Source organism: Acinetobacter sp. 797_lipA, from assembly GCF_058243025.1.
Genome location: NZ_JBZAYQ010000001.1, coordinates 3,128,100 through 3,153,131 on the forward strand (window position 1 = coordinate 3,128,100; position 25,032 = coordinate 3,153,131).

24 protein-coding genes and 1 pseudogene are annotated in these 25,032 nt (G+C 42.0%); 9 read left to right on the top strand and 16 right to left on the bottom strand.

Going from position 1 to position 25,032, the window contains the following annotated elements:
- Window positions 1–103: 103 nt before the first annotated feature.
- From AC4CU2_RS15485 to AC4CU2_RS15495, 3 genes are read right to left on the bottom strand one after another with little or no spacing between them, the layout of a single operon-like run.
- On the bottom strand, window positions 104–1,111 hold the full coding sequence (locus tag AC4CU2_RS15485; protein ID WP_010325761.1) for an HlyD family secretion protein: 1,008 nt from the start codon (window positions 1,109–1,111) through the stop codon (window positions 104–106).
- A gap of 35 nt (window positions 1,112–1,146) precedes the next feature.
- Window positions 1,147–1,353: a DUF1656 domain-containing protein gene (locus tag AC4CU2_RS15490; RefSeq protein WP_125273382.1), complete on the bottom strand. Its 207-nt coding sequence runs from the start codon at window positions 1,351–1,353 to the stop codon at window positions 1,147–1,149.
- A 2-nt stretch (window positions 1,354–1,355) separates the two neighbouring features.
- The gene (locus AC4CU2_RS15495) at window positions 1,356–3,437 is read right to left on the bottom strand and encodes an FUSC family protein (RefSeq protein WP_490769246.1); all 2,082 of its coding nucleotides are present in this window, start codon (window positions 3,435–3,437) and stop codon (window positions 1,356–1,358) included.
- A gap of 447 nt (window positions 3,438–3,884) precedes the next feature.
- Between AC4CU2_RS15495 and AC4CU2_RS15500 the strand changes: the two genes are divergently transcribed.
- On the top strand, window positions 3,885–4,655 hold the full coding sequence (locus tag AC4CU2_RS15500; RefSeq protein WP_004692725.1) for an IclR family transcriptional regulator: 771 nt from the start codon (window positions 3,885–3,887) through the stop codon (window positions 4,653–4,655).
- Between the two features lie 6 nt (window positions 4,656–4,661).
- Here AC4CU2_RS15500 and AC4CU2_RS15505 read toward each other — a convergent pair whose 3' ends face one another.
- Window positions 4,662–5,294, bottom strand: coding sequence for an alpha-ketoglutarate-dependent dioxygenase AlkB family protein (locus AC4CU2_RS15505; RefSeq protein WP_131229876.1), 633 nt, complete (start codon window positions 5,292–5,294; stop codon window positions 4,662–4,664).
- Between the two features lie 128 nt (window positions 5,295–5,422).
- Between AC4CU2_RS15505 and AC4CU2_RS15510 the strand changes: the two genes are divergently transcribed.
- Entirely contained in the window at window positions 5,423–7,225 is a 1,803-nt protein-coding gene (locus AC4CU2_RS15510) for an ABC transporter ATP-binding protein (protein ID WP_490769062.1), read from the top strand.
- A gap of 49 nt (window positions 7,226–7,274) precedes the next feature.
- Here the strand turns inward: AC4CU2_RS15510 and pgsA are convergent, their stop codons facing one another.
- The 6 genes and pseudogenes from pgsA to lpxO form a co-directional block, all read right to left on the bottom strand.
- Window positions 7,275–7,862: a CDP-diacylglycerol--glycerol-3-phosphate 3-phosphatidyltransferase gene (gene pgsA / locus AC4CU2_RS15515; protein WP_004692729.1), complete on the bottom strand. Its 588-nt coding sequence runs from the start codon at window positions 7,860–7,862 to the stop codon at window positions 7,275–7,277.
- A 106-nt stretch (window positions 7,863–7,968) separates the two neighbouring features.
- Window positions 7,969–8,763 (bottom strand): annotated as a pseudogene (locus AC4CU2_RS15520) (thioesterase family protein).
- A gap of 113 nt (window positions 8,764–8,876) precedes the next feature.
- Window positions 8,877–10,676, bottom strand: coding sequence for an excinuclease ABC subunit UvrC (gene uvrC / locus AC4CU2_RS15525; protein WP_490769063.1), 1,800 nt, complete (start codon window positions 10,674–10,676; stop codon window positions 8,877–8,879).
- Between the two features lie 159 nt (window positions 10,677–10,835).
- The gene (locus tag AC4CU2_RS15530) at window positions 10,836–11,180 is read right to left on the bottom strand and encodes a DUF2185 domain-containing protein (protein WP_490769064.1); all 345 of its coding nucleotides are present in this window, start codon (window positions 11,178–11,180) and stop codon (window positions 10,836–10,838) included.
- Between the two features lie 155 nt (window positions 11,181–11,335).
- Entirely contained in the window at window positions 11,336–11,743 is a 408-nt protein-coding gene (locus AC4CU2_RS15535; RefSeq protein WP_490769065.1) for a PH domain-containing protein, read from the bottom strand.
- A gap of 218 nt (window positions 11,744–11,961) precedes the next feature.
- Window positions 11,962–12,876, bottom strand: coding sequence for a lipid A hydroxylase LpxO (gene lpxO / locus AC4CU2_RS15540; RefSeq protein WP_078425762.1), 915 nt, complete (start codon window positions 12,874–12,876; stop codon window positions 11,962–11,964).
- Between the two features lie 479 nt (window positions 12,877–13,355).
- Here lpxO and fadB point away from each other — a divergent pair, with 479 nt between their 5' ends.
- From fadB to AC4CU2_RS15555, 3 genes are all read left to right on the top strand, one after another.
- Complete coding sequence (gene fadB, locus AC4CU2_RS15545; RefSeq protein ID WP_004978714.1) at window positions 13,356–15,509, top strand: fatty acid oxidation complex subunit alpha FadB; 2,154 nt, start codon at window positions 13,356–13,358, stop codon at window positions 15,507–15,509.
- A 12-nt stretch (window positions 15,510–15,521) separates the two neighbouring features.
- Entirely contained in the window at window positions 15,522–16,694 is a 1,173-nt protein-coding gene (fadA, locus tag AC4CU2_RS15550) for an acetyl-CoA C-acyltransferase FadA (RefSeq protein WP_148826875.1), read from the top strand.
- A gap of 365 nt (window positions 16,695–17,059) precedes the next feature.
- Window positions 17,060–17,779 (top strand): YidX family protein, encoded by a 720-nt coding sequence (locus tag AC4CU2_RS15555; RefSeq protein ID WP_148826876.1) that lies wholly within the window; start codon window positions 17,060–17,062, stop codon window positions 17,777–17,779.
- A gap of 143 nt (window positions 17,780–17,922) precedes the next feature.
- On the opposite strand, the gene tehB is transcribed toward AC4CU2_RS15555, so the two are convergent.
- The gene (gene tehB, locus AC4CU2_RS15560) at window positions 17,923–18,792 is read right to left on the bottom strand and encodes an SAM-dependent methyltransferase TehB (protein ID WP_490769066.1); all 870 of its coding nucleotides are present in this window, start codon (window positions 18,790–18,792) and stop codon (window positions 17,923–17,925) included.
- A gap of 283 nt (window positions 18,793–19,075) precedes the next feature.
- Here tehB and AC4CU2_RS15565 point away from each other — a divergent pair, with 283 nt between their 5' ends.
- Window positions 19,076–19,774 (top strand): YidX family protein, encoded by a 699-nt coding sequence (locus AC4CU2_RS15565; RefSeq protein WP_219190263.1) that lies wholly within the window; start codon window positions 19,076–19,078, stop codon window positions 19,772–19,774.
- A gap of 57 nt (window positions 19,775–19,831) precedes the next feature.
- On the opposite strand, the gene AC4CU2_RS15570 is transcribed toward AC4CU2_RS15565, so the two are convergent.
- The 3 genes from AC4CU2_RS15570 to AC4CU2_RS15580 all read right to left on the bottom strand — a co-directional run bounded on the left by AC4CU2_RS15570 (window position 19,832) and on the right by AC4CU2_RS15580 (window position 21,629).
- A complete protein-coding gene (locus tag AC4CU2_RS15570; RefSeq protein WP_005400961.1) occupies window positions 19,832–20,104 on the bottom strand; it encodes a hypothetical protein in 273 nt (90 codons plus the stop codon).
- Between the two features lie 112 nt (window positions 20,105–20,216).
- A complete protein-coding gene (locus AC4CU2_RS15575) occupies window positions 20,217–20,966 on the bottom strand; it encodes a hypothetical protein (RefSeq protein ID WP_490769067.1) in 750 nt (249 codons plus the stop codon).
- 147 nt (window positions 20,967–21,113) lie between these two features.
- Entirely contained in the window at window positions 21,114–21,629 is a 516-nt protein-coding gene (locus tag AC4CU2_RS15580) for a hypothetical protein (protein ID WP_004978700.1), read from the bottom strand.
- A 235-nt stretch (window positions 21,630–21,864) separates the two neighbouring features.
- Between AC4CU2_RS15580 and AC4CU2_RS15585 the strand changes: the two genes are divergently transcribed.
- Window positions 21,865–22,554 carry a DsbA family oxidoreductase gene (locus AC4CU2_RS15585; protein ID WP_490769068.1) on the top strand — a complete coding sequence of 230 codons (690 nt, stop codon included), beginning with the start codon at window positions 21,865–21,867 and terminating at the stop codon, window positions 22,552–22,554.
- Between the two features lie 98 nt (window positions 22,555–22,652).
- Here AC4CU2_RS15585 and AC4CU2_RS15590 read toward each other — a convergent pair whose 3' ends face one another.
- Together AC4CU2_RS15590 and AC4CU2_RS15595 are read right to left on the bottom strand one after the other, a co-directional pair.
- Complete coding sequence (locus AC4CU2_RS15590; protein ID WP_004978694.1) at window positions 22,653–22,853, bottom strand: dodecin family protein; 201 nt, start codon at window positions 22,851–22,853, stop codon at window positions 22,653–22,655.
- Window positions 22,854–22,987: 134 nt separating this feature from the next.
- Window positions 22,988–24,016 carry an IS701 family transposase gene (locus AC4CU2_RS15595; RefSeq protein ID WP_007116247.1) on the bottom strand — a complete coding sequence of 343 codons (1,029 nt, stop codon included), beginning with the start codon at window positions 24,014–24,016 and terminating at the stop codon, window positions 22,988–22,990.
- Window positions 24,017–24,406: 390 nt separating this feature from the next.
- Between AC4CU2_RS15595 and AC4CU2_RS15600 the strand changes: the two genes are divergently transcribed.
- The gene (locus AC4CU2_RS15600) at window positions 24,407–24,568 is read left to right on the top strand and encodes a hypothetical protein (RefSeq protein WP_004692748.1); all 162 of its coding nucleotides are present in this window, start codon (window positions 24,407–24,409) and stop codon (window positions 24,566–24,568) included.
- 275 nt (window positions 24,569–24,843) lie between these two features.
- Entirely contained in the window at window positions 24,844–25,023 is a 180-nt protein-coding gene (locus AC4CU2_RS15605; RefSeq protein ID WP_017397192.1) for a hypothetical protein, read from the top strand.
- Window positions 25,024–25,032: the final 9 nt, after the last annotated feature.

The following is a 25,032-nucleotide window of genomic DNA, read 5'->3' on the forward strand; positions in this document are numbered from 1 at the left end:
GATGACATGGGTTTTATGACTGGAGTCGGATCTCAACACATCAAATAGCGTTCAAAAAAAGCATCCTCATCGGATGCTTTTTTTGAAATGAACAGAGGTCAATTTAGTGCTGTGACTCGGTAATATGTACCGTTACGGTTCTCCCCGCGACAAAGGCCAATTCATTTTTTGGAATATCATCCAGTGCAATTTTCACAGGAACGCGCTGCGCTAAACGTACCCAACTAAAGGTTGGATTTACATTGGCCAACAAACCTGTACTTGTAGTTCGTTCACGATCTTCAATGCCTGAAGCAATCCCCTGCACATGTCCTTTTAGGATGTTTGAGTCCCCCATCAACTGTACAGTCGCGGGCGCACCCAAATATATTTTATTTAACTTGGTTTCTTCAAAATAACCGACCACATAAAGCTGCGAGCGATCTAATAGCGCCGCTACCGCTTGTCCCACTTTGACATAATTCCCTGCTTTCATCTCAAAATTAGACAGTGTGCCATCGGCTGGTGCTAGGACTTCGGAACGGTTCAAGTTTAATTCAGCCAAATGTAAATTACTGGTGGCTACATCGATTAACGCCTGTTGCTGCGCAATATTGGCTTTGGCCTGCTGAATCGCCGCTTGCATTTGTTCATGTTCGGCATGTGATTGATCTCGTACGGCAAACATCTGATCTTGTTCTTGCTTTGAAATAGCACCATCCATCAAATTGGCATAGCGTTCTGCATTTTTATCGGCCAAGTGACTATTGGCTTGTGATTTGGTCAAATTGGCTTTGCTTTGAAACAGCTCCGCTTCGGCGGCGGCCAAACTGGCTTTGGCTTTAGCCAAGTCTGATTTGGCTTGTTCCACATCAAGCGCCTGACGTGCCACATCAATTTTAAACAGCACCTGCCCTTGTTTGACGCTTTGATTATCGTGCACTAAAACTTCAGTGACTAAGCCTGATACATCGGAAGACACTTGAATCACATCGCCACGAACCCGCCCATCACGTGTCCACGGTTCAGCATTATAATAATGCCAAAGATGCACGAGCACCGCGATCGCAATACCCGCAATCAGTACTAAAGTGATGGGACGGCTCAGTTTACGCCAATCAAAGGATGCCATTTCTTTTACCTCATTCATTTCAATCAGATGTGCGCTTAGGCAAAGCTCACGATAAAACCCCAATGGACTACGCCAAGCACAGTAATGTAGAGACATAAATAAAAAATACTGGGTAAAAAAATCCAGCCTTGGTCGACCCAAGGATCGGTCACCCGCATGAGTAACCGCAATACGATGTAAGCCAATACCGCCTGAATGACCAAAACTGGCACATACACACCATAGATATTAAGTTCACCCATCGTTATGCTCCCAGCAAACGGACTTGAGACATTTCGTCCCATGTCGCATGACAGAGACTGCTTTGAATATTATTCAGTGAAACTTGCAAACGCCGAGCAATACTTAGGTCTTGCCGCTGTATAAGCTCGGCCTGAATGATCTGAATTTTGTCCAAAATGTGTTGTCTGACCTGTAGGTCGCTATGGTCTAATTCTTTCGCGTGAAAATAAGCATCCATTTGGCTTTGTAGTTCTTGTAGATGCAGCGTGATAGAGGCCTGCATAGGCATTTTTTCAATCAGTTCTTGCACCCGAGTTAAATCAATCACCGCACTGGATTCAATCAGGGCCAAATTGATTTTTTGCTTCAAGCGATCGGACTGTACCAACTTGGTATTCAGTACGCCTATCCGATCCAACATACTGCGCAAATGCACTCTAAATTCCACCCCATAAGGTAAATAAAGCGCTTGTCGTATCGCTTTATAATGTAAAGACAAGATTCGCTTGGCGGTAATGTCCGGCGACATCGCACGCACCAAGTGAATCACATAGACAGAAATGATGGGGCCAAGTACCGTCCCAATCGATGCATCAAAAAACATCACTTGGTCAAGGTGATAACGGTTTTGCAGGTTTAAGCCCATGACCACACCCATTATCAAAGGTAGCGCCAAACCTGTGAGTGGTGGGTGTAAAAACAGCATCAGACAGTACATACAAAAAGGGGCCAACACCACAGCCAACATCCAAAAAGCGCTGATGTGCGGAAAGATGCCATAAGCATAAATAAAGACAATAATCGCCGCATACAGACTGGCACGGATAAAGATTTTTAAGGCAGGAACGGGGTTGTCCATACTGGTCAGAATACAGGCACAAATAGCGGCCATCTCTGCCATCATAAAACCCGCTTTCCAACCACTGACAATCCAAAAGCCAGTCGCCACAAGCACCACAATAAAAGCTGAAATGCCGCCACGCACGGCTACGCCATGATCTCGATGTAAATTGGGATAGTTTGTACTAATTGGGGTCACGATTGCGGGTAAGCTGTCATCCCCCTGTTGGATACGCTGCCAAATCAACTTAATAGCACGTATATTTTGGGTGAAATGACGCACATCCATTTTTAAACTGGCCAACATGACTTGCTGCTGTGGCAAGGCACTGTCAAATACAGCTTGGAAACTTGACTCGAACTGCTCAGGTAGCTGGTTTAAGTCCTGCTCTAAAATGACCTGATCACTTTGTAAAAATTTTACAATCTGTGCATGCGCCTTTTCTAAAGCTGGACGGTAGCGTGAGTCAATGTGATCTAACTGCTGAATTCGCTCGGCCATGGCCACCAAGTTTGTCACCAACATACTGAGTTGATGCAGCATTTCTTGGAGCGGTTTGGTCATGCCCTGCAAGGTCGATTTTTCATAGCTCAAATGCACAGCCATCACATGAATATCGGCAATATCCCGCGTGATATGACTAAGTGTAGTGCTGTAATTAATGGCCTTAACATCATCTGTCAGAATCTGATCAAAAACCGCTCGGGTGTCTTGAAAAGTCTGTGAAATACGGGTTTTGACTACGGGACCAATATGCATGGGAAACAGTACAGCATTCACCACTGCACTACACAGTACTCCCACCGTGATTTCAATACAGCGACCAATCGCCATATCAAACATGGAAGTGGTTTCAATGTTATAGACAATGTTGTAGCAAATAATGACCGTGGTATAACCCGCCAACATAAAAATATAGCTACGCGGCGTCCGATCCAACAATGAAAAATATAGACAAAACCCGACCCATGTGGCTAAAAATAATGTGAACAATTCTGGAGCGTTGATCAGGTTTGGCGTGGCTGCAATCGAAACGATTGCTCCCAACAATGTTCCCAACACCCGATAAAGACTTTTTGAGGAGGTCATACCCGCATATGGGTTTGCGATGACGAAGACAGTTCCAATCGCCCAAATGGGATAAGCCAAATCTAAAGAAAATGCGACATAAAGTGAAAGCATGCCTGCCAAAAAGGTTTTCGTCGCAAAAATCCAGTCCAATTTATTTGGGCGGAATGCGAGTAACTGTTTGGTGAGGAACATAGATTCATCTCTAAATGCGCTGAATGACAACATTTAAACAACTCTTCAACACAGCATTGCTCAGACAAACAGCATCACTTCGTCCTCACCTCATGCGAAGACGGATGAAAAAATAATTTAATCAATGAAGTCTTTTAAAGACATGGTCAAAGACAGCGCCATGTTGAAAGGAAAGAAAATAGCTCAACAAATAACAAAAGTATTATTCATTAAAAGACATTTGTGATGATAATTTTTCCAAATATACGCTTTTTTGTCAATAAAAATATCTTAATATGATAATTTACATATTTTTAAGATCATATTTCATCCTTTTTATTGCGTTGCAAATGCTGATAAAAGTCCTCGAAAGCCATGCGCCCAGAACGAAAGCCATGTCGAGTCTAGGGTTTTTGTTATATAGTAACTGTCGTTCAAATGGCATTTATTTTGACTAAGTAGGTTCTTATGGCACTTTCAAGTTTCGGTAAAATTCTCACTGTCTTAGACCTCTTTTCTGTGTCACGCCCGATTATCAATGTCGATATCATCAGTGCCGAACTGGGACTATCACAACCCACCAGTTATCGTTACTTAAAGGAATTGGTATCTGCAGGACTTTTACAGCGCTTAAGTGGAACCAGCGGTGACTATACTTTAGGCTCTCAAATTGCTGTTTTGGACTATATCTCTCGAACCACAGACCCACTCTTACAAATCAGCATTCCTTTTATGCAAGACATCGTTGAACGAACGGAGTTTTGCTGTATCCTCACCCAGCTCAACGCAGAGCACTGTATTGACCTATATGGTGAAGTCTTTAAAGACCTTGAGTTATTTTCTTATGGGCGCGGTTGCCCACGTCCCGTGTATTTGGGTTCATCGCCTAAAGTGGTCATTTCACAGCTCAGCAAAGCTAAAATTATTGAATATTATCAAAAATTTTCGGCTCAACTGGCCGAGGTCAATTTTGCTGCAAGCCAAGATGAATTTTTACAGAAAATGAAAGCCATTAAGAAACAGGGCTATTATTTTTCCAATGGCGAGTTTGATCCCAACCTCGCCAGTCTGTCTGTACCAGTCAAATTTTCGCCCAAAGATACACCGTTGGCACTGACTTTATTGGCTTCAAAAAATCGGTTTGAATTTGTCGATCTGAAAAAAATGGTCGAAATATTAAGACATAGCGCCTTACAAATCGAACAGAAATGCCATCTATTGCATAATATTGAGGCTTAACTCAACTTAGCTTTGAGGCGCTGGATAGAAGTAGCGAAAGGTTAAATTCAGACGCGGCTCAGTGATTTTGCTAGATTTCATCAAAGCATGTTTCCAGTAGCGCTGTGTCTGTCCACGCATCACGATCAATTGCCCGCTGTGCAACATCAGCTCGACTTTTTCCTGTTTAAACTTGTGCTTAAAGCAAAACTTACGAGTTGCGCCAAAACTGAGTGAGGCAATCACCACATTTTCTTGCTGCGGCGAACGTAGTGAAGGCTCGTCATCACTATGCCAGCCCACAGCTTGGCTGCCATTTTCATATAAATTGGCTAGGCACGAGTTAAATGGATGTCCCACCAATTGCTCAATATGTTGTTTTAAACGAAACAAAGCTGGATTCCATAACAGTGCTTGCTTGGCACTGCCCGAATAGTGATATTGGTACTCGGCATCGCCATACCACACCACTTTTCGTTCCGTGACATAACGTTTGCCATACAGTACGACCTCGTCAGGTTGCCATGCCAAATGTGCTAAAAAATAATCCAAATATTTTGCACTTTGCTCTGCCGTTAAAATCAAGCCCAAGTCCTGCACCTGCCCATCGAATGGGAGCAAGTTTGCTTGCGGTTCAGGACTAAACAGATCTAAGGTCATGACTTTTCCTCCTCTGCAAACAGTTTAACTGAATTTAGAACGACACAAATCAAAACAAAGACACAGCTTGTCGCCTAGCTTCCTTATGCATACACTCATGTGAACTTTCACAATAAAAAGAAGCATGTATGAACCTTTGGCAGTTGTTTCAAAAGCTTCGCCCCTTTGTCCGCCCCTATCGGATATTGGTAGTTGCGACCTTGATCCTGACGCTGATTGGTTCCTTCACTGCTCAGGTCAATGCCCTGACTTTGCAATATGCTGTCGACAGTATCAACCGTCTGGTCGAACAAGGCCAAGGACTGACCGAAGGCCTACATATTTTGATCACCATTTCTGTGATTTTACTCAGTAAAGAAATCATCAGTGCCTTAGTTCAGTTTGGTCAAAAGTTTTATGGGGAAAAGCTCCGCATTCTAGTATCACAAGACTTGGCGCAAAGCATTATCGAAAAATTCCTCAACTACCGTTTGGCTTTTTTTAATGCCGATCAAAACCAAGCGGGTAAGCTACAAACGCGAATTGACCGTGGCATTGGTTCACTGACCCGTCTGGTACAAATCTTTTTTATCGATATTTTGCCACTTTTTAGCAGTGCCATTGTGGCACTGGGGCTGATGTACTATGCCAACTTCTACGTCGGTTTGGTGGCGACCAGTATTATCCCAATTTACTTTTGGCTGACCTTGCAACAAGCTAAGAAACTGGGGGGATGGCGACGCAACCTGCGTGATGGCCGAGAAAAAAAGAGCCAAGGCATTCTCAGTATTATCCAGTCGATTAGCGTGATTAAGTCCTTTAATCGAGAGTTTATTGAGTCGACCAAACAACTGAAACTGCAAAAAGCACTGACCGATAATCAGATGCAAACGCGCCAACTCAGCTTTTTATTTGATGGCTTAAAGACCTTTATTGAACAAATCGGGATTGTGCTGATTATCATCCTCACGGCGTACTTTGTACTCGATGGACAAATGAGCATTGGCATGATCATGTTTCATATTTTGCTGTTCAATAATGTCTCTGCGCCAATTCGTTCATTGCACCGTATTTATGATGAAGTGAATGATGCGATGATTTACGCGGAAAGTTTTTTTAAAATTTTAGAAGCAGATGATGAAATCGAGCAAAGTGGTGCACTCAAACCCAAAATTCAGGGAAAATTCAGCCTAAAGAGTGTCGATTTTTTCTACCCCAATGGTCATCATGCGCTTAAACAAGTCAACATGGAAATTCGACCCAACAAAATCACAGCATTGGTCGGTTTATCCGGTGCAGGAAAATCCACTTTAATTAGCCTATTAGATAAATTTTATCAGCCAGATACAGGAAAAATTGAGCTTGATGGAATTGATTTACAAGACATCGACACCGCCTATTTACGCGAGCACATTGGCCTCGTCTTACAGAAAAATCACATTTTCCAAGGCAGTATTTTAGACAATATTCGCTATGGAAAAATCAATGCCAGTGATGAAGATGTCTATGCTGCCGCAGAAAAAGCCTCTATTCATGAACAAATTTTGCAGTTACCCGCAGCTTACCAATCCGATGCACTGATGCTTTCAGGCGGGCAACAACAACGCATTGCGCTGGCTCGCATGTTCCTCAAAAATCCACCAATTATTTTTCTCGATGAACCAACCGCCAGCCTCGATGCCATTGCTAGCGAGCAAATTAAACAGAGCCTCGATGAGATCAAACAAGGGCGAACGGTGATTATTATTTCGCATAGTTTGTCACAAATTATCGATGCCGATTATACCTATGTCATGAAGGAAGGTTGTATTGCAGAACATGGGGAACATGAAGCGCTGTACCGTCAGGATGGGGTCTATAAGGAAATTTTCGATGCCATGGCCAAGAGCCTCAATATTGAAAAAATTGCCAAGACTTTTGAAGATGATACTGAGGAAGAAACGCATAGCTAATGAATCTCAGGTACAAAAAAGCTCCCGCAGGAGCTTTTCGACATCTAAACTAAGGCTGTTTTAAGTACGGCCAAGCTGCTTTGAGATAAATAAACATCGACCACAAAGTCAAAATTACTGCGGTATACAACAATGCATAAGCCAACATTTCAAGCGGCTGCCAATTCAGTAAGAACACGGTAATCGCAATCATTTGAAAAGCGGTTTTATATTTCCCAACCGTAGACACGGCTACATTGGTACGCGCACCTAACTCTGCCATCCATTCACGCAGTGCTGACACAGTAATTTCACGGGAAATAATCACAATCGCCGCAAATGCCATCGAAATTTCTGGTTTCCACTGCACCAACACGATCAGTGCTGCTGCCACCATCAATTTATCCGCAACAGGGTCTAAGAAACGCCCAAATGCAGAGGTCTGATTTAAAGTCCGCGCCAAATAACCATCGAACCAATCTGTCACCGCTGCAACGACAAAAATAGACGTCAACAAAATATGACGAGACATACTTACCGCTTGTTCAGCGATACCCATTACAGGGGGCCAATAGGCCACCAACAAAAAGACCGGAATTAAGGCAATACGCGCCAAGGTCAAGATATTAGGAATATTCAGGATGCGACCTGTAGTCATAAACACCGCCAGTTGTTTCCCTCATGTACGATGAAAATGCACACTTTTTTGAGGTTTAATCCATCGTTAATAGCGCCCACTTTATACGAATTGACCAAAGGTGTCACTAGGCAAACACGGTAACTGTTTGCCGTGAAATTGCAATTAAACGATTCTGATCATCCCACAAATAGGCGGCTTCGGTGGAATATCCATCCGCAGCATATTGCGTTTCAACATGGTACTTCATCCAATCGTGTAACTGATTTTTCAGTGGATGCACATAGGTCAAATGCCATGTTAGCGAACTGGCAGGTGCCATACTTTTAAACATCGGTAGCACCCCTGGTGGCCAAATATCCATCGACACCATGAGATCGGCTACGGTCATGTCTCGATTTTCATGTAAGTCTGGATTAAAGCGATACCAGCCAGAAAAGTCAGGCTTTGGGCTGGCTGTACACGGATACTGTCCTGTCACCCAAACCATATCCAGCTGCTTAAAACACTCAGGTGCAAGCGGATGATGCGGCGCTGTTGGCAGACCATCAACCGATGGAAACGCTGGTGCTACAGGTTCTTGATGAACATGGATACTCGATTCACGCTGTGTCCCGAAACTTGCCACTAAAATGCTTTGAACTGCATCATCTTGCCATAAACGCACTTCCAAGGTCGTAACCGACTTACCTTGACGTAGAATCTCGCTGGTTAAACGAACTTTGGCCTGTTGTACTGGGCCAACAAAAGTCACGCTACAACTGAGTAAATGCTTCGTGTCATCGGCAAGAGTCAACAATGCTTTTTGCATCATTAAACCTGCGACCAGTCCACCATAAATCGTGCGTCCTTGTAATCAGCCTGTAGGAATATCAATCCATTCTTGTTCTGCTAAAGCCTGATAACTGTGTTGAAGCGACATGTAGCATCCTTGTTTTAAATTCCGTCTATATCTTTACAACACAATTCAACCAATGTGAATGATCAATGACCCATGGGTCAATAAGCACTTTTGCCATCGCAGTAGATGCGGTTCTACTCATGCAAAACTTTATAAATAGTACGGGCCATCACTTCACCCAAACCGGGGACTCCGGTTAAGTCTTTTTCGGAGGCTTTCAACACCCCTTGAATCCCACCAAAGTGCGTCAACAAATCACGGCGGCGTTTCGGCCCCAAACCTGGAATTACTTCCAAAATCGATGAACCCCGTTTTTTATCACGTTTAGCCCGATGTTTAGTAATCGCAAAGCGATGTGCCTCATCACGCACCTGTTGAATCAAATGCAATGCTTTATGATCTTCAGGCAACTGAATTTTAGTTCCATCGGTAAAGTGTAGAGTTTCAAGGCCTGGTTTACGTCCTTCGCCTTTTGATACTCCGATCATAAAGGCCTCTAAACCCAACTCTTGCATGACTTCCATCGCCATATGCAACTGCCCTTTACCACCATCAATCAGCAGTAAATCAGGCAGCATGGCTTTTTTATAACGACGAGTCAGCGCTTGGCGCATTGCGGCATAGTCATCACCCGCGGTAATGTCTTGAATTGAAAACTGACGATAATCGCGCTTACGAATGCCGCCACTGTCGAACACCACACACGAAGCCACGGTTTCTTCGCCCATGGTATGTGAGATGTCAAAACATTCGATCCGATCAATCGGATGTCCCACCACTTGTTCTAGTTGATGGAAACGCTCATTCAGCTCAAAGTGATTAGCCAATTGCCCTTTGATCGCATGCTGCACATTCATCTGTGCCAGCTCTAACCATTCTGCACGTGTCTCTCGTACGCTATGTTTAATCTGTACTTTCTTCTCAAACTGTTGTTGTAACGCTTGTTCCAGTTCTTTTCGATCGGACAATTCGACATTTACAATCAACTCACTGGGTACTTCATCTGCCACTTGGAAATAAAAGTTCGCTATGAAGTCGGCCAGCATTTGCCCCAAATCATCTCCGAGCATATCTGGGAAGTAGCTTTTACCTCCGAGCATTTTCCCGTTGCGCACATGCATAATCTGCACACAGGTCACTCCTGCCTGATAGGCAATCGCTAAAATATCGGCCTCACCTTTGAGCTTATAAATAGCTTGTTGAGACTGGACATCCCGCAGCAGCGCCATACGGTCACGGTAAAACACCGCTTTTTCAAACTCTAGGGCTTCGGCCGCTTGCTCCATTTTCGCAATCAGTTCTTGATTCAGCTCTTTGGTGTCCCCTTGTAAAAAACGAATCGAGTTATCGACATCATTTTTATACTCTTCAGGGCTAATGAGTCCTACACACGGCGCTGAACAACGTTTGATTTGATACTGCAAACAAGGACGCTTACGCTGTGAAAAATAGCTATTTTCACACTGGCGAACATTAAACAGTTTTTGCAAAACCAACAAAGTATCCCGTGCATTATAAGCACTCGGATACGGCCCAAAGAACTTCCCAACTTGGTGTTTGCCTTTGCCTCGACCCGATGCAATCCGTGGATAAGGTTTGTCGGCAGAGACAAAGATATACACATAGGACTTATCGTCCCTGAGCATGATGTTATAGGGTGGACGGTGCAGCTTAATCAGGTTTTGTTCAAGCAGCAGCGCTTCAGTTTCGGAACGAACGACTAAGGTTTCGATATCATAAATACGCGCCACCAAAGCTTGGGTCTTCGGGTGCTCAATAGTTTTGACAAAATAACTAGAAACACGATTTTTTAAATTTTTCGCTTTGCCCACATACAGCAGTTCACCATCTTTGCCGAGCATGCGATAAACGCCCGGCAGTGTGGTCATATTGGCTAAAATTTTTTCGATATGTTCTCGTGCGTTTTCGTTCACAGGGTTCCCTAGTTTTCTCGGCTCGCCGTCAACTGTTCTGCGTAGGCTTAGCCTTTGATCTGTCTTTTAGATTGGGCAGGTCTGACGCATTTCAAGCACATGAAAGTGCATTTCAAAACCAGTCTGCTGGCAAAAGACATTGATGCTGAGGTTGAAGACTTACTCCAGATCCATCGCTTCAAAATCGATCCGTTCAAACACACCTTGTTCATTGCGGGCAAAGTGACTTCCCGCAGGCGCATTTAAGTAAGCAATGATGTCCGCATCATAATTGGCAATCACATTGACCTCATAAAAACCTAAATTTTCAGGGTCTTCAATATAGTCATCTCCTTCTTCACCCGATAAAAAAACCCAACCACTTTCCTCACTAGATTGTGCTTCTTCACGGTACATGTAGGCCACTTTTAGGCCTTGCACCGTAATCATATCTGAAGCGATACAACTTCCCATATGCGGTACTAAAGTTTGAATTTGTGTCGGACTCAATTGATACGACTTCATAAGCATATCCTTCAACGGCAAGTAGACGTTTTGCATGTGGAGGTTTGTGGGATGAACAGAACTCAAGTTTATTTTACTTTAGTCTTCACGGCATATTTGAGCAAGGCTTTCACTCGCTTAGGCCCGTAAAGCATACAACTTACCTAAGACTGTATTTATGACAATTTTAACGCAGCTTTAAACGCTACTTTATCTTTCGGTGACACCAAAATGGTTTTGGTTTGGCCCTCTTTTAAGTATTCAATCTTTAGACGATCTAAGGACAAGGCTGGTGAACTGATGGAATTATCTGTTTCAGAAACCGACTGTATCGCGCTTAAGGGAATGATCCATTTAAAACAGAGACTGCGAATTGTCAGTTGCTCCTGATCGACCACATAGCGGGTGCTCCACAGTGGCCACCACAGCAACCCGATAGTCAAAGCATAGACCACAACGAACAAAAGATTTTGCATCAAAATGCCTTTGCCATAGGTGGTTAAAATCAATTGGGCCAACAAGCCTGACATCGCAATAATAAACCCCAAAAACCACCAGTCCATCTTCGAACGAAACTTTTGCACCTTGAAACCTCATGCTTTATCTAAGTTATAAGTTGCGATCTTAAAAATGACACAGATACGCGCTCATGTTGTTTTTAGTTTTAACTGGATAAAGCATAAAGCCATACGTGGTTCGAATCCACTGTGAGCCTTGAAATAAATAGAAAAATCAAAAGGGCAGATAGGCTTCCCCCTTTTCTGCCCAAATAAAAAACGCCCCTCAGGGCGCTTAATGTGCTTTAAAACACATAAGGTCGAACAAAGATCAAAAAGAAAATTCCAAGCATCAGGAACCACTTTAAGAAGTAGTACAGTTGACGGTTGGTTTTCTTCAAAGCTTTGGCTTTGATCCGCACTTGATAGACACAACCAAAGACTTTATTCAGCCCACCCGTTTGATCCCCTGCTTCATTTGGAGAACTGGCAGCGGTCATCACTTTTTTACCAAACCAGTGATTGAAACGCTCCATAAAGCGTGTCTTTAATGGACGCTCGACATCAGCAAAGAAAATAATGCGGTTTTGATCAGTGGTGTTTTCAGCATAGTGAATATAAGTTTCATCAAAGACCACACTTTCACCATCACGCCATGAATAGCGCTCACCATCCACATCAATAAAGCAGCGGTCATCATTCGGTGTGATCAGCCCCAAGTGATAACGCAATGAACCCGCATAGGGGTCACGGTGACGAACCAAACGGCTGTCTGGTGCCAGTTCAGTAAACATCGCGGCTTTAATGGTCGGCAAGGTTTTCAGCAACGCCGTCGTTTTTGGACAAAGTTCAGCAGCTGACGGATGCGCAGAGTCATACCATTTCAGATAAAAACGCTTCCAGCCTGTTTTGAAAAAGGAATTAAACCCTAAGTCATCATAACTGCTCGATGCTTTAATTCCGCCTTTCTCATATAAAGCTTTTGCTTCATCACGAATCATTTCCCAGTTTTCATCCAACACCCTTAAGTCTTGAAAATGCTGGGTGTCGATATACGGCTGATTCGGCACCTTTGAAAACATGTACATGAGGTAGTTAATCGGTGCAAGAATCGTTGAATGATCGAAAAATTGACGATAAAACGAGTGACGAACCTTCCCACGTTGCTGAATATAAAGTGCAGAAAGAATAAAAATCGCCAGAATGATCCACTTAATCATATGAAAACCTGGAAACTAAAGAAAACGAAATAAAAGAAAAAGACCGATATTCGGTCTAGACTGCGAATTGTAACATAGGCTGCAAAGTACGTCCTATTTCCAGCTTTTCATCACAAGTTTTCATTCTGTTTGGGTTTACCTACAAGTGTAGCATTGACTAAATTGCCAAAATCGGCACAAAGATTGACTTGAAACATAAGGGCGTTGTCTAATCGTTTTTTGATCGCTCATCCATAAAAAATCTTAAATGAAACAAAAACTTCACTCTATTTAGGCCGCATCATTCAAAAATACATCACGCAAGCACACGAAATAATTGAATAAAAATAGATGACCCTTGCGTCACGGCTTGATACAACTTGTTATGTTCTTTTTCGATATAGTTATCGTAAGATTGGCGGAGCATAGATGTACGTAGGAATGACGTACTCGCTTCACAACATCAACTTAGAAGTCCTCCAAAATAAAGGAGATCAGGCATGATCCACGCTGGCAATGCCATTACCGTCCAAATGCTTTCGGACGGAATTGCAGAATTCCGCTTTGACTTACAAGGTGAGTCGGTCAACAAATTTAACCGTGCAACGATTGAAGATTTTAAAGCTGCAATTGACGCTGTTAAAGCAAACGGTGACATCAAAGGCTTAATCGTTACTTCGGCTAAATCTACATTTATCGTTGGCGCAGATATTACTGAATTTGGTGCAAACTTCGCTCAAGGCGAACAAGCGATTGTGGATTGGGCATTGCCTGTTCACGACATCTTCAACGCATTTGAAGATTTAGAGATTCCTAAAGTTGCAGCGATCAATGGTATGGCATTGGGCGGCGGCTTTGAAATGTGCCTCGTGTGTGACTATCGTGTGATGTCAGAAGCGGCTCAAGTCGGTCTTCCTGAAATCAAACTGGGCATCTTCCCTGGTTTCGGTGGTACGGTTCGTTTAAGCCGTCTAATTGGTATCGACAATGCAGTTGAATGGATGGCCATGGCTAATCCTAAAAAACCTGCTGCGGCACTGAAAGACGGTGCGGTTGATGCGGTTGTTGCTGCAGACAAACTACAAGACGCTGCGATTGACTTGGTTAAACAAGCCCTTGCTGGCCGTGTAGACTGGAAAGCAAAACGTCAGGAAAAACTTGACCCTGTTAAATTGAACCCAATCGAACAAATGATGGCGTTCAACTCGGCGAAAGGTGCAGTTCTTGCAAAAGCAAATCCTGCTCAATACCCTGCGCCTAAACTTCTTCTTGACTCATTACAAGCAGGTGCAAGCCTTCCACGTAATGAAGCACTGCAAGCTGAAGCGGCTGGTTTTGCAAAAGCAGCCATTACACCACAAGCAAATGCGTTAATTGGTCTATTCATCAATGACCAAGTGGTGAAGAAAACTTCGAAGAAATATGAAAAAGGTGCACACCCTGTCAACCAAGCGGCTGTATTAGGCGCGGGTATCATGGGTGGTGGTATTGCTTACCAAGCGGCAAGCAAAGGCACACCAATCATCATGAAAGACATTGGTAACCCTCAACTTGCTTTGGGTATGAAAGAAGCCAATGGCTTACTGACCAAACAAGTTGAACGTAAGAAGATGAAACCTGCTCAAATGGGTGAAACTCTTGCGCGCATCCGTCCAACTTTAAGCTATGACGAGTTTAAAGAAGTGGACATCGTGATTGAAGCAGTAACTGAAAATCCAAAAGTAAAAGGCATTGTACTTGCTGAAACTGAGAAGAATGTTCGCGACAACACGATCATTGCTTCAAATACTTCAACAATTTCAATCACACGTTTGGCTGAAAACCTACAACGTCCTGAAAACTTTGTCGGTATGCACTTCTTTAACCCAGTACACATGATGCCATTGGTAGAAGTGATCCGTGGTGAGAAGACTTCGGCTGAAGCGATTGCGACCACAGTGGTTCTTGCTCAGAAAATGGGTAAAACACCAATCGTAGTAAACGACTGCCCTGGTTTCCTTGTAAACCGCGTATTGTTCCCTTACTTCGGTGCATTTGACCTTCTATTGAAAGACGGCGCTGACTTCCAACAAGTCGACAAAGTCATGGAAAAATTCGGCTGGCCTATGGGTCCTGCTTACCTAATCGACGTGGTGGGTATCGACACGGGTGTTCACGGTGCAGAAGTCATGGCTGAAGGTTTCCCTGACCGCATGAAGCCAGACTTCAAAGGTTCAATCGAAATCATGTACGAAAACAAACGTTTGGGTCAAAAGAACGACGTTGGTTTCTACAAATACGAACTTGACCGTAAAGGCAAAAAAGCCAAAGTGGTTGATCCAACTGCGTATGAGCTTGTTGCTACTGTGGCAACTGCGGAAAAACGCGAGTTTGATGCTCAAGAAATCATTGACCGTATGATGCTTGCTTTCTGTAACGAAACTGTTCGCTGCCTAGAAGACAACATCGTAGCGACTGCTTCTGAAGCAGACATGGCAATGATTATGGGTGTAGGTTTCCCTCCATTCCGTGGTGGTCCATGCCGTTACATCGACCAAACAGGTGTTGCTGAATACGTTGCACTTTGCGACAAATACGCACACTTAGGTAAGGCTTATGAAGCGCCACAAATGTTGCGTGACATGGCTGCTAACAACAAAAAATTCTACGGTTAAGGAGCAACGTGAATGGCTACTTTAAATCCACGTGACGTTGTCATCGTTGATGGCGTACGTTCAGCAATGGGTAAAACCAAAAACGGTATGTTCCGCAATGTACGTGCTGACAGTTTATCGGCTGAATTGGTTCGTGCTTTAGTTGCTCGTAACCAGTTTGACACCAATGAAGTTGAAGACCTGATCTGGGGCTGTGTAAACCAGACTTTAGAACAAGGTATGAACATTGGCCGTAACATTGGTTTATTGGCGGACCTTCCAAAAACTGTGGCAGGTCAAACGGTTAACCGTCTTTGTGGTTCATCTATGCAAGCGCTACACACCGCTGCTGCACAGATTGCAACCAACCAAGGTGATATCTTCATCATCGGTGGTGTAGAGCACATGGGTCACGTTGGGATGATGCACGGCATCGACCTGAACCCAGAAGCATCTAAGCACTATGCAAAAGCGTCTAACATGATGGGCTTAACGGCTGAAATGTTAGGTCGTATGAACGGCATTACACGTGAAGAACAAGATGCGTTCGGTGTTGAGTCTCACCGCCGCGCTTGGGCTGCAACGCAAGAAGGTCGTTTCAAAAACGAAATCGTAGGTGTTGAAGGTCATGATGCCAATGGCTTCAAAATCCTTTGCGACATCGACGAAGTAATTCGCCCAGATGCAAACCTTGAAGCATTCAAAGGTTTACGTCCTGTATTTGACCCGAAAGGCGGTACAGTAACAGCTGCGACTTCTTCAGCTTTGTCTGATGGTGCTTCTGCAATGCTACTGATGTCTGCTGAACGTGCTCAAGCTTTAGGTCTTAAGCCACGTGCTGTAATTCGCTCTATGGCGGTTGCAGGCTGTGATGCTGCGATCATGGGTTATGGTCCTGTACCTGCAACTCAAAAAGCACTTAAACGTGCTGGCTTAACGATGGCAGATATCCAAACCATCGAGTTAAATGAAGCATTTGCTGCTCAAGGCTTATCAGTAATGAAAGGCTTAGGCGTATATGACAAGCAAGACATCATTAACTTAAATGGTGGTGCGATTGCATTGGGTCACCCATTGGGTTGTTCTGGTGCACGTATCACAACCACATTATTGAATGTGATGGAACAACAAGATACGCAAATTGGTCTTGCGACGATGTGTATCGGTTTGGGCCAAGGTATCGCAACGATTATCGAACGTGTTTAATTTTTAATTAAACACTAAGATAAAAAGAACCCCGCTTATTGCGGGGTTTTTTTATTAAGCAAAGAGTAAATACTATTTACTTAAACTTAAAGCGGTTAACTAAAATAAACTAACAGATAGAAAGTTCAAGTTTCAAAACTGAATCATAAGTTGAATAAACATCTTATTTACTATTTTACAAAGCCAAAACATTCATTAAACCTCTTACTCCTATTCGACCTTTTCTCATAAAATTTGATCTTTATACAGTCTTAGGACCATTCCTAACGAAGCGTATCAATTCAATAATGGGGACTAAAACCCTAGAGTTTCAGAAGTTTTTGCTTTATGGTATGACCTAAAATATAACAGTCTTTTACATAACAATGAAAATTAAACCATTTTATTCCCTTTTGACGATCGGCTACCTATGTACATCACTTTTCCTCACAGGTTGCATTGCTAATAAAGAAATTGGACATCACTCCCGTAGCTTATTTCAAAAATACGAGGCTAAATACGAATGGGTAACCTTACTTGAAGACGATGTGATTGCATTTGGCAAACTGTCTAAAGCACTTCCAAACGAGCCAACTGATAGCATTGTAGTTGCAGGAAATAAATACAGTTACCTCATCAATAAAGGCGGTGCTGATTTTATTCAACTCATTAGCCAACTCAATCCGCAATATATCCATATCAATCGTGAACTTGATTTCTATTCTTCTGGGCTCAACAGCAATAAATTTAGCGGCACTTTTAAATTTTCTTATGTACCACCCAATGGAATATTAAGTCCAGAAGAACGTTCATTATTCAAAAAATATGGTGTTGCACCATGTGATTGCTCTAAGACAGAGCAGCAAGATCATCTATTTAGTTTAGAAATTTCAGGTACGATTTATCCCAAAATTGAGAATACCACGGATCTAAAGCCCTTAAGTCATCCTTATAAAGTACGTATCATGTATTACGACAATCAAAGTGGCTATATTAAAATGTCTCGTCGTGAAAAATTGTCTGCAATACCGCTATTACCTTTAACAATTGCCATCGACATTATTCAATTGCCTCTGAAAGCTTTAGACATTACTTATCAACCTTAATTACTCACATCATCACATTAAATAGACTGTCTTTTTCTGAATATAAGAACAGTCCATCTAACTTAAGGAAGTGACCAAAGACTTTCGAGTATTTAATTAATGAGTTGAATACAAAACCTATTCGACTCAAACAATTAAAAAGCTCATACTTCAATTTTCTGCGCCAACAAGGTCGCGAAATGCTGTTTAATCCGTTTCCCATCTGCCTCTACCCGATGTAACTCCCCGATATCTTCATTGTATTTCACGATGTTCCAACCCTCGTATAACGCACTTAACTCTCCTGTTTTAAACGCAAATGGAAAGTCAGCCTGCGCAGGAATATCATCGGTATCCATCGCACAGACGATCAAGTTGAATCCATTTACATTTGTGGCTTGCTGCATCTGCGCAATCAATGGTTTCACCGTTGGCGCTTGCAAGAACATCATCACCACCGTACAGCAAATAAAGTCGTATGTACCTGTAATGCTTGGGTCAGCATTTAAATCACGCTGTTGCAGATGAATCTTTTGAATACCTTCGGCATCTATTATTTGCTGTAATTTTTGCAAACTTTGCGGATTCACATCCCAAGCATCCACCTCAAAGCCCTGCCGATTTAAATACAGACTGTTACGCCCTTGTCCACAGCCGACATCCAAAGCCTGACCACCGTGTAAATACGGCGTAGCCGCCAAAATTTCTGAGTGGGTAGGTGAAAGCTGATATTTCTTATAAAAATAATCTTGCGGAGTGCAGTAAAACTGTAGTTGACACTCTATGTCATCACTCGCCGAAACAATCTTGTGCCATGCTTGAGGCTGAATAAATGGTGGCTGTTGCTCAGCTGTAAACAGATGTTCAGATTGCACTTGACCAGCTTCATCTAAAAAAGCAAAGCTCAGCTCACCTTGATAAATCTGTAACTTGGCCCACGTACCCGCTTTGGTATTGTGTTGATTTTTAAAGCCTTGCGGAATGGTCTGCGCAGTCCACACAGGCAACTCTTTATAACAAATCAAGTTTTGCATCAGCCGATTTCCCACCTTGTTATGACGTATTCGCTAGTCCATCGTTTTTATCGGACACTTGTATGATCATAGCCAGTTCAGACTCAAATGAACATTCATTCAGTATCTAGAAACTACAGATGGATAAGAAATAAAATCCGTCGCCCCACTGCATTGAGCGGCTCATAGAGCTTTCATGACTTTAAACTTTTGAGTTTTGACGCCTTTTTGAACATTTTAATGATAGGCTTAAAGACAATAAAAATTCAGCTTAACTATATTTCAAATGATTCGGAGTCTATCGATGTTTGCATCACCTTTAAAAACTATCATTTGCTTAGGCGTCATGGGAACATTATTCACAGGCTGTGCCACCAAAACCCTGATGACCAAAGACAATAAAACCTATACCCGTACCAACAAAGTCACCCTGATCGAAGACCAAGTGGTGGCTTTTGGCAAACCCGCTCAGCCTCTGCCAAATTTACCTGCGCATAGTTTAGTGATTGCAGGGCAACAAAAAAGTTATGTATTGACCCAAGGTGGTCCTCAATTTGTCAGCTTGATTGGGAAACTGGACCCGAAAAATATTCAAGTGACCCGAGAACTAAGTTTCTATTCAGAAAAGAATGATGGTCATTTTACGGGAACACTGCCACTGTCTTATGTGAAGCTCAAAGAAGACATCAGCAAGAAAGATCTGGAATTTTTTATTGAAAATGGCGCGAAGGAATGTTCAAGTTCCAGCGATGAACGCATGTTTGCGCAGCGTTTCTGTTTCGAGATAAAACTGGCAGGTGTGGTTTACCCTGCGGCGAACAATTTAGCGTCTTTAAAAGCTTTGAGTAAGCCTTATCAGGTGAGCATTTATACCCACCAAGAGGAAAGTTATAAATCGAAGTCGGGCATGAATCCTTTTGAAAAATTAGTGCTGCTACCTTTTGCCGTCGCAATTGATGTGGTCAGCCTACCCTTCCAAGCAGCCGATAAAATTTTTGATTAAGACAATAAAAGCACAGCGCCTAGAACGAATCAGGCGCTGTACTGTTGTGTGAAGGATTTAAATTAAGAGCTCGCCCATCAACCAAGCCATATACTTTTCTTTATCCATAAAGTCAGGCGCGCTGCCCGTATCTAGACTGAAATACTGTTGGTTAAACTGAATCACGATTTGTTCGGTGTGGTGCCAGTCTTCAATCATTTTGAAATATTGGTTGAAGAAAAAACGATTCTTCCCCCAGTTACTTAAGCGTTCTAATTTTGGATAGTTTTTATTTTCTACAAACTCACTATACACATGCTGAATATCATCAAAAACGTGTATGGTTCTCATGACTCACCTGCCTGCACTGAAAAGTCGTCATCGTTGTGATGCTTTTACTCTAGCAGCGTATTTTGAACAACAGATGACAGTCCGCTTACAAGACTGTCATCTTTGTACGGTGTTATAACTTCTGTTCTACCTCTTTTTGGGTCTGTTTTTCGACCTGCTGCATCTGGCTATTCAGTGCCAAAATCTCTTTATACAGCGCATTAAACTGCTGTAGTGGTGCATCTTCATAAAACATAAAGGTGTTATTTTTCTTTTCCCATTGGTTATTTTTTAGCACCAAGAAAATTTGATCCGCCTTGGCTAAATTCTGTTGTTCAAGACTAAACAGGCGGGTGGCTTCATGGCTTTTTTCACTGGCTTTCATGCTGTCAGTCAGTTGATGGCGGAACCGCGCAGATATTGCTAAATCTTTGGCCTGAGCAATGGCCTCTTTTTGACGTTGTTCAACCTGCTGTGCATAGCTATCGACAACGGCATGTACGTCTTTCAGCATTTGCTCCGTTTCAGAATAATTGTTCTTTTTGTCTTTGCTTAATCGGTCAATATTTAAAAATTGATCCCAATTTAAGGCTTTTAAATCTCGTAGATATTGATTACGCGCTTCGGCATTCTGCAGCATATGACTGAGCACAAACTCCGCCATAATTTGATAGTCACCTGTCAGACGTGGGTCTTTTACATCGACTTGAATTGGTGTGGTCCAATCTTGAGCTTGTTTGTAAATTTGTTCGGTCTTTTCATACAGCACCGTTTCATAGCTTTGTAGCTGCTGCTGCTCTTTTTGTTGTTGAGAATACTGATAAAACATCCAACCAAAAACGGCACTGGTCGCAAGAACTAAAATCAACACGATACGTCGCATGTTCAGCTTCCTCTTCATTTCTTTTCATCATATCAAATAAAGGCACATGATCAATATTTCAACATGTTATCGATCTTTGAGGATGCTAAGGCCGTACCCTCCCCAAGTGGATGAGGAATGTACTGGCGATAAATGAATTAGGAAGTATTACTTCGCTGGAGCTATTCTCGGTTGCTGACTATTCTGTTGAATCCCTTGCATAAAATTCCGATCAATCTGCCCAATCGAAATTTGTTCACGGGCAATTTGTACATTGGTCGCATTACGGTCAATGCCAAACGGCTGCAACATGATATACAAACCTTCAGTTGGATTAGACGACTGCAAACCAGCGGCGATGTTTAAGACATGCTCACGTAACAAAGGTGGCACAGAATTTAGATCTGCTGTGACCGCAGGGGGCAAAATATCGATGTTTTGAGTGATAGTCGGATCGACCACAAAAGACTGTGCATCATCCTGCAACTGAACAATACGGTGCTGCAAGGCTTTACGAATATTTTCATCCTGTTGATAAGGAATCACACCCGTTTCAGCACGTAGCTCTGATTCCGCCATAGTTTTAAAAGTCGGTAGACTCACAATCTCACCATTGGCTTGCAGCAAAGTCGGCATAAAAAGAAGAGCGTAACAAAAAACGGGAAGAGAATTTAAAAATTTCATAAAACAATCCCAAACGATAAGAGATATAAAAAGGCATGCTCAAACTGAGCGCCTTCACCCTATTGTATATTTTTCGATCTTTATGCTGCGTAGTTGTCAGATAAACGGTCAAGCCCAGAGGGTTCAACTGATTGAATCCATAGCGAAACAGCTTTTTTTAATGGCCCTGCTTTAAATTTTATAACTCATCCCCATCATTTCCTTAGTTGCTCTTTTTACTATTTTGAGAAATCCCATGCGTGTAGATATTTGGTCAGATGTTGTTTGTCCTTTTTGTTATATTGGCAAAAAACGTTTAGAAGCGGCAGCTGAACAGGCTGGTGTTGAATTGGAAGTGCACTGGCACAGTTTTGAACTGGATCCAGATGCACCAGTACGCCAAGAAATTTCGAACTCAGAACGTCTCGCACTAAAATATGGCCGCACAGTGGCTGAAGTTGAAGAGATGCAACGTAATATTGCCAAAATGGCTGCGGAAGAAGGCATTGAGTTTAACTGGGAAAATGCCAACTCAGGCAACAGTTTCAATGCACACCGTATAATTCACCTTGCTCAAAGCCATGGTTTAGGCAATGAAGCTGAAGAAGCCTTTTTCTTTAGCTATATGACGCAAGGCTTACCGATTGGTGAACGTGAAACCATTGAAGATGTGGCCTCTCGTATTGGCTTAAATCCAGTTGAAGTAGATGATGTGCTGGATTCTGACGAATACGCAGATTTCGTGAAGTTTGACCAAGAAGTGGCGCGTGAACAACTGAAAGTAACAGGCGTGCCTTTCTTTGTTTTCGATCAGCGTGTGGCTTTAGCGGGTGCACAACCACGTGAAGTCTTTTTACAAGTCATTGAAAAAGCACAAATGCCAACAGAAGAAAATAATGCAGCACAGTGTTCAGATGAGTCTTGTAAAACACCTAAACAATCATAAGGATACTGGGTTCAGAGCTTAATTGAGCCCTATCCATAGATAAGAAAATCCCCGATCTGCGGGGATTTTTTATAGGTTATAAAAAAATGGACTTGTGTTTAATCGACCAAAAAACTAATTTTAAGATTGACCCGATATTCTACAATTTGGTTGTCCTTAATCACCACTTTTTGTTCATTGATCCAAGCACCTTGAACATTCTTCACCGTCTCGGTGACTTTTGCGATCCCTGTCTGAATCGCATCTTCAAAACTTTTCGCACTGCTTGAATTGACTTCTACCACTTTTGCAATGGCCATCTGTTTGTCCTCAGCTATTGTTGTTTTTGCCTGTTCATCTTAGGTGAATTTTTAATCAAAAATAGATGACTTAAACATTCCACAGCAAAAACTTACACAGTGTGCACAATCAAAAGACTAGGACTTACGCACTATTATTTATAGATTCTCTGTGGTAGCAGATGATTTTTATCGAGAATAAAGTCATCAATGAAGTTTTTGATAACTGGTCTAAATAATTTCTTCTGCCAACGATATACATTTTCAAAGATCCGCTCAAACTGGTTCTTTTGTATCTCGACGTAGGCCATCAAGGCTGAAAAAATATGATTCAAAATCAGTTTAGATCGTCTTACTTGAAACTTTTCAATATGACAAACCTGTTTAATCACCCGGTGATATTGCTCTATTTTCCAATGACTTGAATGTAATTCATGAAAACCCTCAAAGGACAATAAATCATCTTCATCTTGATGCACAATATAAAACCTCTGCTGTTCTTTTAACTGAGTCTTAAATAATTGTACAAAGCCAAAATCTTTGAGCCAGACCACTTGACCCTGATGGAAATTTGGCAATAAACGCAGTTGAAACCATTGTCCTTTTTCTGGGGAAACCTTACGGTTACAGTCGATACCAAACATAAATCGAATACCATATTTTCTTATGGTTTTTAGATTTCCAGTCGATGAATACCAACTATCACCTGTAATAAATTGAATCTTTGCACCCCAACTGAGTACTTCACTTAACATATCCATAAAGTAATCATTCTTGGTTTTACTTTCAGATTTGTCATAAATTCGGAAATTAATTGGAATATTTTGACCATTCTGATCTGTCGCATACAAGGTAATGAGATTAATACCCTTGACGGATCGGTGGTGTTTGCCTGACCAAAAATAGCTAACCAAGTCCATATGTTGACTATAGGGTTTATCTAAAACAGTATCATCAATACTGACTATAAGTTTATTATTATCAATATGTTGAATTGCTTCTTGATATAGGTCGTGAGGTGTGTAGTCTTCACGTTCTAGAAAGCGATTTACACTATCATGCGAGATGTTATAAGTCTCGGCAAGTTGTGTGCAGCTAATAGAGTTCGGTTCTGTCATGAGAAAGCCCATATAAATGGGTAATGTACAAGTTGCTGTAGAAGCATGTTTAATTCGTCTGATCACAGATACTTTATAAAGTATTTTAATACTTTTTTGAATCCGTCAATGCGTAAGTCCTAAAGACTTCAAAATGGTGAATATTTAAACAACTAATCATGTAACTCCACGTCCTTTTTCAGGTCTCATTTCAGACAAAAAAGACCTACTTTCAAACTTGAAAATCTAAATTTTCACTTTAAATTTAAACAGCTTAGTGCTGGAGTAAAAACTCTATACCAGCCTAGAGTATTTATTCTAATTTGTTGTTTTTTAACAATAAATGAACTCACCATTCATCTTTTACTGGTCTAAATCAGCGCTTAAATCGATCATTTTTTGATATTATTCATGCGAAATTTATCTTTTTAAAACTCCCAGTCTCCTTAGTGAGACCTCCTTTTCAGAGGAAATATCATGAACGCTGTTAAATATGCTTTGGCTGTCGCTGTAATGGCTCTTTCTGCAACTGTTTCTGCACAAGTTGTTTTTGTTCCAGATTTTCCTGTAAAAAAACCAGCAGACACTCAAACGGCAACGGCTGATGCTCCTGCGGCTGCACCACATCAAGAAGCGTAATTTGCACTGACTTGGTCAAAAATAGGCAATGTCGATTGCCTATTTTTTTGCCCAAAGTTGCAAAGAACTGACAAAAAATTTCAGCTATGAACACTTTAGGGCAAAAATATTTACTTCAATCTGTGCTGAAATCGAAATTATCTACATTTTTCACTACCCTTTTCTCGTATCGAGAGCAGAATAATTTTTGCCTATTTACTCTTTTCTAATTATGATCAAACAAGAAGACCCAATTCCAAAACCAATAAATTAAATGCACTCAATAGCACATGCCTATGCAAAATTTACAAGCCCTCATCCAAGGTCGTATTACACCCCAAGCCATTGACCTTGATCAATTGATTGCGTTTGCACAGCAGTATACGCAGCCGACTTCTGCCGAATATAAATTACTTGAACTGGCCATCAATATGGTTTTAGCAAGCTACTTGGAACAAGCACAAAAACAACTTTAGAGTTCAGCG